Here is a 14,340-nt window from a genome sequence, read left to right on the forward strand (position 1 = left end):
TCAGCTGGTCCCGGGCAGACGGGCCTCGCCCGCGAGTACGTTCGCGGTCAGGCGGCGCAACGCCAGCCTCGTGGCCTCGAACTCCTCCTCGGGAAGGTCGATGACCCTGCCGATCGCCTCCGGAATGCCCTCGGCGCTCGCCCTCAACCGCCTGCCCTCATCGGTGAGGACGACGCGCACTGAGCGCTCGTCCCGCGGGTCGCGGCCCCGGTGCAGCAGCCCCCGGGTCTCCAGGCGCTTGAGCAGCGGGGTGAGGGTGCCGTAGTCCAACTGGAGCACGGACCCGAAGTCCTTCACCCAGCACTCACCGCGCTCCCAGAGGAGCATCATCACCAGGTACTGGGGATAGGTCAGCCCCAGGGGTTCCAGCAGGGGCCTGTAGAGGTTGACGACCGCACGCGACGCGGCGTAGAGCGCGAAGCACATCTGCTCGTCGACGGCGGGAAGAGGGAAGTCGCCCGCGGGGGCGGGGGATCGGTCGGGCATCGACACCATGTTAGTTACCTCATGCCCGATATTCAAAGCCCGCAATTACCTTGCGCACAAAGAAGATGGGTACGGGGTTCCGGTAAGGATGGCGCAGAGTGTTCGCGCAGGTCGGAAAAGACGTCGGTGCCAGCTCCGACCCCTCCCCCGGCCCACACGCACCGGAAGACGGGGGAAGGGAGTCGTCTCTCCGTACAGATTCCGGTCCGCCGGAATCCACTCGGACCTACTGGCGCGGCGCCCGGTACGGCAGCAGGTGCTTGACCACCTTGCCCGTGGCGTTGCGCGGCAACCCGTCCAGCACCACCACGTCGCGCGGAACCGAGAACCGGCCGAGCACGTCGCGCACGTGCGCCCGCACCCTGTCCGGGTCCACGGCCTCGCCCTCGCGGGGCACCACGAAGGCCGCGAACCGCTGCCCGAACTCCTCGTCGGGCACACCCGCCACCACGACCTCGCGCACCTCCGGAAGCGTCACGATCGCCTCCTCCACAGGCCGGGGGAACACGTTCTCCCCGCCCGAGACGATCATGTCGTCGTCCCGGCCCGCCACGTGCAGCAGCCCGTCCGCGTCCACGCGGCCCCGGTCGCCGGTCTCCATCAACCCGCCCGCGACCCTCCTGCTCCGCCCGTTCGTGTAGCCGTCGAAGAGCATGTCGTTGCCGACGTGGATCGACCCCTCGGTCCCCGGCGGGACCTCCGCGCCGCTGTCGTCCAGGACCGCGATCCGCGTTCCCAGGGGCGGCCGGCCGGCCGTGGTGGGGGACCTGCGCATGTCCTCGGGCGTGGCGATCGTCGCCCACGACACCTCGGTCGACCCGTACAGGTTGTAGAGCACGTCCCCGAACTCGTCCATGAACTCCGTGATCAGCTTCGGGCTCATCGCCGAACCGCTGCACGCCACGACCCGCAGCGACGAGGTGTCGTACCGCTCGCGCGTCGACCGGGGCAGGTCCATGATCCGCCGCAGCATCACCGGCACCGCGAACAGCGCCGTGCACCGCTCCTCCTGCACCGTCCGCAGCACGTCCTCGGGGTCGAACAGCCGCCGCATCACCAATGTCGCCCGCATCGACATGCCCAGCTGCACACCCGCCAGCCCCCACGTGTGGAAGATCGGCGCCGAGACCAGGATGCGGTCCGAGGAGCGCAGGGGGATGCGGGACAGCACCGAGGCCGCGTCCTGGGGCCCCCTCGGGGTCGGCCGCCGCGCCCCCTTGGGCGCGCCCGTCGTCCCCGACGTCAGCACGACCAACCGGCCCGGCTGCTCCGGCGGCGGAGGATCGCCCTCCGCGCCCTCCTCCGCCCGCCACGGGATCCGGGGCCCCTCGACCGACGGCTCGCCCCAGGCCGTCACCCGGGCCATCTCCGGCGGCAGCTCCGAGCACAGGCCCTCGAACTCGGCGTCCGCGATGACCACCGACACCCCGTTGCCCGTCGCCGCGGCGGACAACTGGGCCGCCGACAGCCCGGTGTTCAGCAGCACGGTGTCCGCGCCTATGCGGCCGCAGGCCACCATCGCCTGCACGAAACCGCTGTGGTTGCGGCACAGCACGCCCACCCGCGCGCCCGGTCCCACCCCCGCGCGGTGCAGGTCCCGGGCCAGCGCGCGGCCGCGCAGGTTCATCTCGCGGAAGGTCACGGACCCCCGCTCGTCGACGACCGACACGGCGTCGGGCACACGCTCGTTCGCGGCGGCGTAACCGCCGGCGATCGTGGCACCCCACGTGCGCAGGGCGCGGAGCTGGCGGACGATCCTGTCGGGGCGCCCGGGGCCGAGCACACCGGCGCGGACCAGGACCCCCGCCGTCCTGAGGGCCTGGAGCAGTCGTGGGATCGCGGACGGTCCTTCGGCGTTGGGCGCCATGGTGTCTCCGTAAGCGGACGGGACGGGCGAAGCGTTCCGCGCCTTCCCGGAGAGCCTTCGCCTCGTGACTCCCCGGAAGTACTGCGACCGTAAGCGAGGAACCCGCGCCGTTTCTCCGTTCCGGAGTGAGTCCCCACCCGCGCGTGGTTGTCACTCCGGTACGAAACCGCGAGCCGGACCGGCACCGGGTCACATGTCGATCGACATCGCCTCTCCGCTCGGCTCCGACGCACCCTCCGCCGGCTCCAGCGACACGCGCAGCTGCTCCGGGCGCCCCATGTCCTCGGCCATCCCCGAGTGCCGACCGTCCGCCGAGGGCTCGAGCCTCCCCGCCGGACGCACGTCGCCCTCGTCCGCCCACCACATCTGGTAGGCCATCCCCCGCGGCGCCGAGGGCAGGCCCTCCACCACCAGCATCGCCGCGTCCATCTCGTAGGAGGCGAAGACCGTCGCCCGTGCGTCTCCGAGCGGGGCCTCCACCATGTTCGTGTCGGGTGCGGCGAGCAGCTTCTCCATCTCCGCCGCGTGCCGGGCCTCGGCGTCCATCCGCTGGCTCACCGACACCAGGGATCCCGCGAGCACCACCGCGACCAGCGCACACGCCGCTGCCACCGTCCACGGCAGCCACCGGGACCGGACCGGCAGGCGCACCACCCCGGCACGCGGGTGGGCGCCCGGCTCCGGCGCGCCGGTCAGCGGCGGCAGCTGGCGGGTCCGCAGGGCGGCCCCGCGGACCGCCTCCCACACCTCGGGCCGCGGCTCCCGCACCTCGGCCCCGGCCAGGCGCACCGCCGTCTCCCTGAAGTCCGCCAGGTCGCGCCGGCAGTCCTCACACTCCGCGAGGTGCCGCTCGGCGGCCTCCGCCTCCTCCGGGTCCAGGGCGTCGACCGCGTAACCCGCGGTCAGCCCGTGCACACCCGCCTCGCTCATACGCCCACCCCCAGGCAGTCGCGCAGCCTGATCAGACCGTCACGCAGCCGTCCCTTGACCGTGGTCAGCGGGACCTCCAGCAGGTCGGCCGCCTGCCGCTGCGTGTACCCCGTGTAGTACGTGAGCCGAACCGCCTCGCGCTGGGTCCGGGTGAGCCTGCGCAGGCACCGGCGCACCTTCTCCCGCTCCAGGCGGTGCTCGACCTGGTCGGGGACCGAGTCCCGCGGGGTCGCCTCGGACTCCAGGCGCCCGGCGGCGGCGAGCCGGGTCGACGCCGCCTGCTCCGAGCGCACCCGGTCCACGGCCCGCCGGTGCGCGATGGTCAGGATCCACGCCGAGACGCTCCCCCGCGACCGGTCGTAGCGGGCACAGGTCCGCCAGACCTCCAAGAACACCTCCTGGCAGACCTCCTCGGCCTGCGCCTCGTTCAGCGTGACCCGGCGGGCGATGCCGAACGCCGGACCGGACAGCCGCCGGTAGACCCCCTCGAACGCGGCCAGGTCACCGATGGCGGCCTGCTGGAGGAGCCGCGCCAGGGGGTCCTCCAGCATGTCCTCGCCGCCGGGAGGATCGGCCTCCCCGTGTTCCCACTCGGCTGTCCGCTTCGTCGGCCACCACCTCTTCCCTGCCTGCACAGGCATTCGGCGCCGTCGCCGGGCCGGTGACCCCGGCCTGGCGGACTTTACCCACTCGTTACCGTTTCGGCCGTCGCCCCGCCCGGCTCCGCACCGAACCGGGGGCATGTCCGACACCACCCGCAGCACCCGCCGGGGACCGGCCGCCGTCGCCGGGCTCGTCGCCACCGCGTCCGCGCTGGCCGTGGCCGAGGCCGCCGCCGTGGCGCTGTCACGCCCCACCAGCACACCGCTGCTGGCCGTGGGGGACGCGGTCGTCGACCTCGCGCCGCCGCCCGTGAAGCAGTTCGCCGTCGACACCTTCGGGACGGCGGACAAACCCGCCCTGCTCATCGGGACCGCGGTGCTCCTGGCCCTGACCGCGGCCCTGGTCGGAGCGGCCGCCGGACGCCGGAGGGCCTTCGGCCCGGCCGGAATCGCCGCCTTCACCGCCGTGGGACTGGCGTCGGTGCTCACCCGCCCCGGCAGCGGACCGCTCGACGCGCTACCCACCCTGGCGGGTGCCGCCGTCTGTACCGGGGTCCTCCTCTGGCTGCTCGGAGCCGCGGCCGACCGTCCACAGGCTGTGGACAGTGTCGGCTCCTCACCGGAACCCTCCCCCGGCGGAAGGGAGGGCACGCCCACCGGATTCGACCGGCGCCGGTTCGCCCTGCTGGCCGGGGCCGCCGCCGCGGCGTCCGCGGGAACGGGGATCGGCGCCCGGCTCCTGACCGCCTCGGGGCCCGCGACCGGCCTCACCCCCGGCAACGCGGTACTCCCGCGCCCGGGCGACCCGGCCCCGCCGGTGCCCGACGGCGCCGACCTGGAGCTGGACGGGCTCGCGCCCTTCTTCACCCCCAACGCCGACTTCTACCGGATCGACACCGCACTGTCGGTACCGCGCGTCGACGCCTCCACGTGGTCCCTGCGCGTCCACGGCCTGGGGGTCGCACGGGAGCGGGTCCTCACCTACGCCGCACTGCTGGAGCACCCCGACCTCAGGGAACGCGACATCACCCTGGCCTGCGTGTCCAACCCGGTCGGCGGTTCCTACGTCGGCAACGCACGCTGGATCGGCGTGCCGCTGGCCTCCCTCCTCGCCGATAGCGGCGTCCGCTCCCCCGCCGACGGAGGACCGGCCGACCAGCTCGTCTCGCGCTCCCAGGACGGCATGACCATCGGCACGCCCGTCACCGACGTCATGGACGGAAGGGAGGCCATGCTCGCGGTCGGCATGAACGGGCGGCCGCTGCCCTACGACCACGGATTCCCCGTCCGCATGGTCGTCCCGGGCCTGTACGGATACGTGTCCGCCTGCAAGTGGATCACCGAGATCGAGCTGACCACGTTCGGGGCCTTCGACGCCTACTGGGTGCCCCGGGGCTGGTCCGCGCGCGGTCCGGTCAAGACCCAGTCGCGCATCGACACCCCCCGCGACGGCGCGGACCTCGACCGGGGCCGGATCACCGTCGCCGGAGTGGCCTGGGCCCAGAACACCGGCGTCGACCGGGTGGAGGTGAGCGTCGACGGCGGACCGTGGACCGGCGCGGGACTCGCGGAGGAGGACACCGCCGACACCTGGCGGCAGTGGGCCCTCGACTGGGACGCCGGGTCCGGAGAGCACCGGATCGCCGTCCGCGCGACCGACCGCGACGGACACACCCAGACCTCCGAGCAGGCGCCGCCCGCTCCGGACGGGGCGACCGGCCACCACACCGTCACCGTGAACGTGGCCTGACCCCGACAGACCCCGGGCCCGTACGGGGCCCGGCCAACCCGTCGCGACAGCGATGACAAGGAGACGAGAACACCATGCGCACGATCGCCTCGAACCAGCTCGGCCGCCTCCTCGCGAGCGGGGCCCTCAGCCTCGTCGCGGCCTTCGGCCTGGCCGCGTGCGACGACGGCGCCGCCGGGGGCGACACCGTGGAGAGCGAGGAGATGTCCGAGGAGTCGATGAGCGAGGACATGGAGGGCGGCGACATGTCGGAGGAGTCGATGGACGAGGAGTCCATGGACGAGGACATGCAGGGCGACGACATGGGTGACGACGACATGTAGAAGAGGGCGGGACCCGGCCCACGGAGGGGCCGCCGCGCGGCGGCCCCTCCCACACGGCGACCGTGTCCGGGCCGCGGGGACGGTCTCACACGCGGCCCCGCGGCCCGGAGGGGACCGTCCCTAGCCGGTCACGGTGATCGGTGAGGCCGGGTCATCGGCGTTGGTCACCTCGTAGGTCGCCTGGAAGGGCGCCTCGGTCGCGCTGGTCGGGCAGCCGAACCCGCCCGTCACCTCGACCGGGGCCGCGGTGTCGAAGGCCAGCGTCGAGGCCGGGTCACCGTTGGTCCACGTGCCGCCGATGCCGACCGGACCGTCCGGGCTGACCGTCGCGGTGCACGAGGACAGGCCGCTGGTGGTCACCACGATGCCCCCCGCGGGGATCACCATCGTGCCGACGGACGGCGAGCCGTGCTGCATGGTCATCTCCCACACCGGGTCGTTCACGGCGACCGACGCGTTCACGAAAGGCACGTTGGTCGAGCAGTCCGTGAAGTCCGGGGCGTTGATCGTGGAGGAGACCGCACCTGCGGGGTTGTGGTTGTCGGGCGCCTCGGGCACGACGTTGTTGCCGTCGCCCGGAGAGGTGGACGAGACCTGGCAGGTCACCACGACGCTGCCTGCGGTGAAGGTGGCGCTGCCGCTGAGCGAGGCCTCGAAGGCCGCGCCGGCGGGCGCCACGGTGGTCGAACCCTGCTGGGCGGCGGCACTGCCGCCCCAGGCCAGTGCCAGGGCACCGGCCGCCGTGGCGGCGAGGAGGACGCGAGCGGGGGCCATCGGTCGCGGAACCGACATGAGTACTCCTTGTGTGTAACGGCCGGTGGGCGCACGGAAGGCGCCGACCGGACGGGATACGGAAGGTACGCGCCGACTCGGTAGACGTGGTTTTCCTGGTGGACGACCGGGAACACGCGGGCCCGGGTACTCCCGCGTGCCCCCGGTGATCGGGGAGGCACGGCTCGGACGGTCGGGGATCACTCCCCGGAACGGGGGACGTCCTCCGTGTCCCGCCGTGCCTGTTCGCGTGGGCGCCGTCGCCTCCCGCGCGGCGGCCGGGCCACGGGGCGCCAGGAGAAGGCCAGCCCGCCGCCGACCAGTGCCAGCAGCGTGCCGATCACCAGGCCGCCCAGGTTGGAGAGGATGAGTGCGCCCAGGCCGAGGAATCCGGCCAGCGAACCGGTGATGACGTGCTGGTTCGGAGTGAACCAGGTGACCAGCCCGAGGACGGCGAGCATGCCGCCGAACATCAGCGAGGAGACCCCGCCGACACCGGTCTGGATCATCAGTTCCACCGGCATCGCGACGAACGACGTCATGACGACGCCGGAGAGGATCATCAGGAGCCCTCCCGCGAAGGGGCGGCGCTTGCACCATCGGTGCCAGGCCTCCCACAGGCTCCGCAACGACCTCAGAAGCACTCGTCCTCCCCGAGGCTGAGGCCCAGGCTCAGCCCCGAGAGGCGGAAGGTCCCGGCGCTGGCCGCTCTGGCGGTCTGCTCCAGGTCCTCCACGACGATGGTGTCGGACTGCATGCCGAACAGGTCGTTGAATCCCTGGGCTCCTTCGGGCCCCTGGTCGAGCGTGCCCGCGTCGCGGCCGATCTCGATGTTCTCGAACTCGGCGTTGCCGTCCATCTGGGACATGTCGATGACCAGGTTCTCCGCGATGACGGGGGCGCCCTGGTCACCGGCGGTCAGCTGGAGCGAGATCTTGCCGATGAGGGGGAACTCGGTGAGGACCGACTGGCACAGGCCCTCGATCTCCGCGTGCCTGATACCGGCGACGGCCACGGGCACGGCCTCCTCACGGACCGTCTGGTCCAGCCAGCCGTACTGGACGAACCCCTCACCGTCCAGATGGTCGGCGGAGATCTTGAAGTCCTGGCCGGAGACGGTGAAGGAGGCCGCGAGCGCGCCCTGGGCCATGGCGACCAGGATGCCGCCCACGGCGACGCTCGCCGGGATGGAGAAGAGCGCGAAGCGCTTCCAGCTGGTGTGGCTCCCAGAAGCCGCGGTGGCGTCGGGGGATGTGGTGTCCATGCAGGTCCTTCCGTGGGTGCATGGCCGCGCTGCGCCCGCCGTCCCCCGAACATCCGGCACGCGGCCTGGTCGTGGTCGCCCCCGGCCGGGGTGCCACCGGACCAGAATCCGTTCCAGTAACGCTGCACATCATGTATCGCCCCCGGAAGGATTTCAAGGGTGTTTACCCGCCTTTCTCCATGTTCCCTGGTAAACGCCTTGTTTCGATGCCACGGGTGTCCTGGGCTGCGAAAACGCTGTTCCTATTTCACGTCGCCGTTCCGTTCTTTGTCATTCCAGTGAGTGCCCGGCCAGGGCATCCTCCTCAACGGGGTGAGTCACGTGGGGGCGTGCCCGGTGGCCGCCGACCCCGCGCGAGGGGCCAAGGTGTGAGTGGCGACACAGGCGTTTCGGTTTGCTCGGTGTTCCGGGCGGGGGTAGTGTTCACCGAGTCGCCACGGGACGGCGAGCGGCCCTCGGGCCGACTCGGAACCGGACCGGTCCGGCGGCACCATCCTTCTCTCCCGAGTCGAGCTGGTTCGAGCAGTGTTCTCGAGCCGGTAAGCTCGGAGGGCGCTTCCAAGGAAAACGCGGAAGCACACCGGGCTTCACCCCGACCAGGAACACCGAAAACCGCCGGTTTGGCGGGAAACGGAACACCTGATAAAGTGAAGACACAACAAAGCGGAAACGCATACAGCGCCTTCCACGGAAAAGCGACAGGAACTCTCGGTTCCGGGCTTGTACGGGAAGAGCGGTTGTTTCTTGAGAACTCAACAGCGCGTGTTTGATTTTCTTTAAGCCATGTTTGTTTTGGCCCCGCCACACTTCGGTGTGGAGGGTTCCTTTGATTAGCCGGGGTGACCCGGTTGGTCANAGCACTCCGGCGCAGGGGTAGAGTTGGGGAAGTACCGAGCGAGACGGACGCGGATCCCCGCGGACGGGCCGGTTCACTCCCTTCTCTGACTGACTGGTTCGAGCAGTGTTCTCGAGCCGGTAAGCTCGGAGGGCGCTTCCAAGGAAAACGCGGAAGCACACCGGGCTTCACCCCGACCAGGAACACCGAAAACCGCCGGTTTGGCGGGAAACGGAACACCTGATAAAGTGAAGACACAACAAAGCGGAAACGCATACAGCGCCTTCCACGGAAAAGCGACAGGAACTCTCGGTTCCGGGCTTGTACGGGAAGAGCGGTTGTTTCTTGAGAACTCAACAGCGCGTGTTTGATTTTCTTTAAGCCATGTTTGTTTTGGCCCCGCCACACTTCGGTGTGGAGGGTTCCTTTGATTAGCCGGGGTGACCCGGTTGGTCAGGATTACTTCTAGGTTTACCCGCCCAGGGACGGTCCGCGAGGATCGCCGGGTCGGGTTGAGTGACCTTTATGGAGAGTTTGATCCTGGCTCAGGACGAACGCTGGCGGCGTGCTTAACACATGCAAGTCGAGCGGTAAGGCCCTTCGGGGTACACGAGCGGCGAACGGGTGAGTAACACGTGAGCAACCTGCCCCTGACTCCGGGATAAGCGGTGGAAACGCCGTCTAATACCGGATACGACCCGCCATCTCATGGTGGTGGGTGGAAAGTTTTCTCGGTTGGGGATGGGCTCGCGGCCTATCAGCTTGTTGGTGGGGTAACGGCCTACCAAGGCGATTACGGGTAGCCGGCCTGAGAGGGCGACCGGCCACACTGGGACTGAGACACGGCCCAGACTCCTGCGGGAGGCAGCAGTGGGGAATATTGCGCAATGGGCGAAAGCCTGACGCAGCGACGCCGCGTGGGGGATGACGGCCTTCGGGTTGTAAACCTCTTTTACCACCAACGCAGGCTCCCAGTTCTCTGGGGGTTGACGGTAGGTGGGGAATAAGGACCGGCTAACTACGTGCCAGCAGCCGCGGTAATACGTAGGGTCCGAGCGTTGTCCGGAATTATTGGGCGTAAAGAGCTCGTAGGCGGCGTGTCGCGTCTGCTGTGAAAGACCGGGGCTTAACTCCGGTTCTGCAGTGGATACGGGCATGCTAGAGGTAGGTAGGGGAGACTGGAATTCCTGGTGTAGCGGTGAAATGCGCAGATATCAGGAGGAACACCGGTGGCGAAGGCGGGTCTCTGGGCCTTACCTGACGCTGAGGAGCGAAAGCATGGGGAGCGAACAGGATTAGATACCCTGGTAGTCCATGCCGTAAACGTTGGGCGCTAGGTGTGGGGACTTTCCACGGTTTCCGCGCCGTAGCTAACGCATTAAGCGCCCCGCCTGGGGAGTACGGCCGCAAGGCTAAAACTCAAAGGAATTGACGGGGGCCCGCACAAGCGGCGGAGCATGTTGCTTAATTCGACGCAACGCGAAGAACCTTACCAAGGTTTGACATCACCCGTGGACCTGCAGAGATGTGGGGTCATTTAGTTGGCGGGTGACAGGTGGTGCATGGCTGTCGTCAGCTCGTGTCGTGAGATGTTGGGTTAAGTCCCGCAACGAGCGCAACCCTTATTCCATGTTGCCAGCACGTGATGGTGGGGACTCATGGGAGACTGCCGGGGTCAACTCGGAGGAAGGTGGGGATGACGTCAAGTCATCATGCCCCTTATGTCTTGGGCTGCAAACATGCTACAATGGCCGGTACAATGGGCGTGCGATACCGCAAGGTGGAGCGAATCCCTAAAAGCCGGTCTCAGTTCGGATTGGGGTCTGCAACTCGACCCCATGAAGGTGGAGTCGCTAGTAATCGCGGATCAGCAACGCCGCGGTGAATACGTTCCCGGGCCTTGTACACACCGCCCGTCACGTCATGAAAGTCGGCAACACCCGAAACTTGCGGCCTAACCCTTCGGGGAGGGAGTGAGTGAAGGTGGGGCTGGCGATTGGGACGAAGTCGTAACAAGGTAGCCGTACCGGAAGGTGCGGCTGGATCACCTCCTTTCTAAGGAGTCTTTTGCAGGCCAGCGTTCACTCTATGTGCTGGTCGGACTCGAAAGTGGACCCGGGTGGTCGGTCTTCGGACTGTCCGCACCGGGAGTGGCTTGAAGACAGATCGAACTTGACCTCGGGTGACTAGAAGCATCCGGGGGCGCGCTGTTGGGTGTCTGAGGAAGCAACCGTCGTGGTTGGTTCCCGCGGACCGCCTCTGAGAACTCTCAGGTGTCGTCAGGACGAGGATCCTGGTGGTGTGAGTGGTGTCGGAGTGTGCGGTTGGTGTTTTGATTTGTGAATAGTGTGCGCGAGCATCTTGTTATCTGTAGTGGCCAAGTGATAGTGGCACACGGTGGATGCCTTGGCATCAGGCGCCGATGAAGGACGTGGGAGGCCGCGATAGGCCACGGGGAGCTGTCAACCGAGCTGTGATCCGTGGGTGTCCGAATGGGGAAACCTAGCCCGAGTTGTGTCGGGTTGCCGCTGTCTGAATGTATAGGGCAGTTGGTGGTGACGCGGGGAAGTGAAACATCTCAGTACCCGTAGGAAGAGTAAACAACAGTGATTCTCCTAGTAGTGGTGAGCGAACGGGGAAGAGGCTAAACCGCAGGCGTGTGAGAGACGGCAGTCGTTGCGTGTGCGGGGTTGTGGGGTGCACCTGTCCAGGTCTGCCGGCCTGGAGCGCTGATGTCGGTCATAGTTGAATCCGTTGGGAAGCGGAACCGGAGTGGGTGAGAGTCCCGTAGATGAAGTGACCGTCTAGGTGTTGGTGTGTTCCCGAGTAGCGCGGAGCCCGTGAAAGTCCGTGTGAATCTGGCAGGACCACCTGCTAAGCCAAAATACGTCCTGATGACCGATAGTGCACTAGTACCGTGAGGGAAAGGTGAAAAGTGCCCCGGTGAGGGGTCGTGAAATAGTACCTGAAACCGTGTGCTGTCAAGCCGTCAGAGCTGGTCCTTGTGGCTGGTGATGGCGTGCCTTTTGAAGAATGAGCCTGCGAGTCATGGTGTGTGGCGAGGTTAACCCGGGTGGGGTAGCCGTAGGGAAACCGAGTCTGAAGAGGGCGTTGGAGTCGCATGCTGTGGACCCGAAGCGGAGTGATCTACCCATGTCCAGGGTGAAGCGGGGGTAAGACCTCGTGGAGGCCCGAACCCACCAGGGTTGAAAACCTGGGGGATGAGGTGTGGGTAGGGGTGAAAGGCCAATCAAACTCCGTGATAGCTGGTTCTCCCCGAAATGCATTTAGGTGCAGCGTCGCGTGTTTCTTGCTGGAGGTAGAGCTACTGTTTGGCTGATGGGCCCGACAAGGTTACTGACGTCAGACAAACTCCGAATGCCGGTGAAGTGAAGCGCGGCAGTGAGACTGCGGGGGATAAGCTTCGTAGTCGAGAGGGAAACAGCCCAGATCATCAGCTAAGGCCCCTAAGCGTGTGCTAAGTGGGAAAGGTTGTGGAGTTGCTGAGACAACCAGGAGGTTGGCTTAGAAGCAGCCATCCTTTAAAGAGTGCGTAATAGCTCACTGGTCAAGTGGTTCTGCGCCGATAATGTAGCGGGGCTGAAGCACACCGCCGAAGCTGTGAAGCCTAGGATTTGTTCCTGGGTTGGTAGGGGAGCGTCGTGCATCCGGGGAAGCTGCCGAGTGATCGTGTGGTGGAGGGTGTGCGAGTGAGAATGCAGGCATGAGTAGCGAAAGCAACGTGAGAAACGTTGCCGCCGATTGACTAAGGGTTCCTGGGGCAGGTTAATCCGCCCAGGGTGAGTCTGGACCTAAGGCGAGGCCGACAGGCGTAGTCGATGGATAACGGGTTGATATTCCCGTACCCGTGCACGAGCGTCCATGCTGAGCCGGGTGATGCTAACCACGCTGGTTCTTGATGGTTCCTTCGGGAACTGCCTCTGGACTGGTCTGGGAACCGATCCCGTAGTAGGCAAGTGATGGGGTGACGCAGGAGGGTAGCTCTACCCGGCGGTGGTTGTCCGGGGGTAAGCGTGTAGGCCGGTGTGTTGGTAAATCCGCACATCATGTGGTTGAGACGTGATGCCGAGCCGTTTTAGGTGAAGTGAGTGATCCCATGCTGTCGAGAAAAGCCTCTAGCGAGTTCGTGTGTGGCCAGTACCCTAAACCGACGCAGGTGGTCAGGTAGAGAATACCGAGGCGTTCGGGTGAACCATGGTTAAGGAACTCGGCAAATTGTCCCCGTAACTTTGGGAGAAGGGGAGCCCTGTCTGGTGATGGATCTTGCATCCGGAGCTGGGTGGGGTCGCAGATAGCGGGGGGAAGCGACTGTTTATTAAAAACACAGGTCCGTGCGAAGTCGTAAGACGCTGTATACGGACTGACGCCTGCCCGGTGCTGGAACGTTAAGAGGACTGGTTAGTGGGGGTTCGCTCCTGCGAAGCTGGGAATCTAAGCGCCAGTAAACGGCGGTGGTAACTATAACCATCCTAAGGTAGCGAAATTCCTTGTCGGGTAAGTTCCGACCTGCACGAATGGCGTAACGACTTCCCCACTGTCTCAACCATGGGCCCGGTGAAATTGCACTACGAGTAAAGATGCTCGTTTCGCGCAGCAGGACGGAAAGACCCCGGGACCTTCACTATAGCTTGACATTGGTGTTTGGGATGGTTTGTGTAGGATAGGTGGGAGCCGGTGAAGCTGTCACGCTAGTGGCGGTGGAGGCGTTGGTGAAATACCACTCTGACTGTTTCGGGCATCTAACTTTGGACCGTGATCCGGTTCGGGGACAGTGTCTGGTGGGTAGTTTAACTGGGGCGGTTGCCTCCCAAAGAGTAACGGAGGCGCCCAAAGGTTCCCTCAGCCTGGTTGGTAATCAGGTGTTGAGTGTAAGTGCACAAGGGAGCTTGACTGTGAGACGGACGTGTCGAGCAGGAGCGAAAGCTGGGACTAGTGATCCGGCACCGGCGTGTGGAAGCGGTGTCGCTCAACGGCTAAAAGGTACCCCGGGGATAACAGGCTGATCTTCCCCAAGAGTCCATATCGACGGGATGGTTTGGCACCTCGATGTCGGCTCGTCGCATCCTGGGGCTGGAGTTGGTCCCAAGGGTTGGGCTGTTCGCCCATTAAAGCGGCACGCGAGCTGGGTTTAGAACGTCGTGAGACAGTTCGGTCCCTATCCGCTGTGCGCGTTGGAGACTTGAGAAGGGCTGTCCCTAGTACGAGAGGACCGGGACGGACGAACCTCTGGTGTGCCAGTTGTTCTGCCAAGGGCATGGCTGGTTGGCTACGTTCGGGAGGGATAACCGCTGAAAGCATCTAAGCGGGAAGTCTGCTTCGAGATGAGGTCTCCTGCCTCCTTTGAGAGGGTAAGGCTCCCTGTAGACGACGGGGTTGATAGGCCGGGTGTGGAAGCCTTGTGAGGGGTGGAGCTGACCGGTACTAATAGGCCGAGGGCTTGTCCGCTGCAGATAATTGGGTGTTCGCGCACATTGTTCACGGAGCTTGCTCG

At 66.4% G+C, this 14,340-nt stretch carries 9 protein-coding genes and 2 rRNA genes; 4 read left to right on the top strand and 7 right to left on the bottom strand.

Annotation, left to right across the window (positions count from 1 at the left end; all coding sequences use genetic code 11):
* From A6A08_RS05630 to sigK, 4 genes are all read right to left on the bottom strand, one after another.
* Positions 1-495, bottom strand: a complete 495-nt coding sequence (locus A6A08_RS05630) for a MarR family winged helix-turn-helix transcriptional regulator (RefSeq protein WP_083608879.1) — start codon at positions 493-495, stop codon at positions 1-3.
* Positions 496-712: 217 nt separating this feature from the next.
* On the bottom strand, positions 713-2,353 hold the full coding sequence (locus tag A6A08_RS05635) for an AMP-binding protein (protein ID WP_073701445.1): 1,641 nt from the start codon (positions 2,351-2,353) through the stop codon (positions 713-715).
* A 189-nt stretch (positions 2,354-2,542) separates the two neighbouring features.
* Positions 2,543-3,283, bottom strand: coding sequence for an anti-sigma factor (locus A6A08_RS05640; protein ID WP_073701446.1), 741 nt, complete (start codon positions 3,281-3,283; stop codon positions 2,543-2,545).
* Positions 3,280-3,834: an ECF RNA polymerase sigma factor SigK gene (sigK, locus tag A6A08_RS05645; RefSeq protein ID WP_073701447.1), complete on the bottom strand. Its 555-nt coding sequence runs from the start codon at positions 3,832-3,834 to the stop codon at positions 3,280-3,282. The genes A6A08_RS05640 and sigK overlap by 4 nt, the downstream gene beginning before the upstream one ends.
* A 190-nt stretch (positions 3,835-4,024) precedes the next feature.
* Between sigK and A6A08_RS05650 the strand changes: the two genes are divergently transcribed.
* Positions 4,025-5,635, top strand: a complete 1,611-nt coding sequence (locus A6A08_RS05650) for a molybdopterin-dependent oxidoreductase (RefSeq protein ID WP_073701448.1) — start codon at positions 4,025-4,027, stop codon at positions 5,633-5,635.
* 74 nt (positions 5,636-5,709) lie between these two features.
* Positions 5,710-5,958 (top strand): hypothetical protein, encoded by a 249-nt coding sequence (locus A6A08_RS05655; protein WP_073701449.1) that lies wholly within the window; start codon positions 5,710-5,712, stop codon positions 5,956-5,958.
* Between the two features lie 120 nt (positions 5,959-6,078).
* Here the strand turns inward: A6A08_RS05655 and A6A08_RS05660 are convergent, their stop codons facing one another.
* The 3 genes from A6A08_RS05660 to A6A08_RS05670 form a co-directional block, all read right to left on the bottom strand.
* Positions 6,079-6,750, bottom strand: a complete 672-nt coding sequence (locus A6A08_RS05660) for a hypothetical protein (protein WP_073701450.1) — start codon at positions 6,748-6,750, stop codon at positions 6,079-6,081.
* Between the two features lie 179 nt (positions 6,751-6,929).
* Positions 6,930-7,292, bottom strand: a complete 363-nt coding sequence (locus A6A08_RS05665; RefSeq protein ID WP_073701451.1) for a DUF6114 domain-containing protein — start codon at positions 7,290-7,292, stop codon at positions 6,930-6,932.
* A 71-nt stretch (positions 7,293-7,363) separates the two neighbouring features.
* The gene (locus tag A6A08_RS05670; protein WP_073701452.1) at positions 7,364-7,993 is read right to left on the bottom strand and encodes a DUF6230 family protein; all 630 of its coding nucleotides are present in this window, start codon (positions 7,991-7,993) and stop codon (positions 7,364-7,366) included.
* Positions 7,994-9,350: 1,357 nt separating this feature from the next.
* Between A6A08_RS05670 and A6A08_RS05675 the strand changes: the two genes are divergently transcribed.
* Positions 9,351-10,883, top strand: a 16S ribosomal RNA gene (locus A6A08_RS05675).
* A 319-nt stretch (positions 10,884-11,202) separates the two neighbouring features.
* A 23S ribosomal RNA gene (locus A6A08_RS05680) occupies positions 11,203-14,295 on the top strand.
* Together the 16S and 23S rRNA genes form the textbook arrangement of a ribosomal RNA operon.
* Positions 14,296-14,340: the final 45 nt, after the last annotated feature.

This window comes from Nocardiopsis sp. TSRI0078 (genome assembly GCF_001905145.1).
GTDB lineage: Bacteria > Actinomycetota > Actinomycetes > Streptosporangiales > Streptosporangiaceae > Nocardiopsis.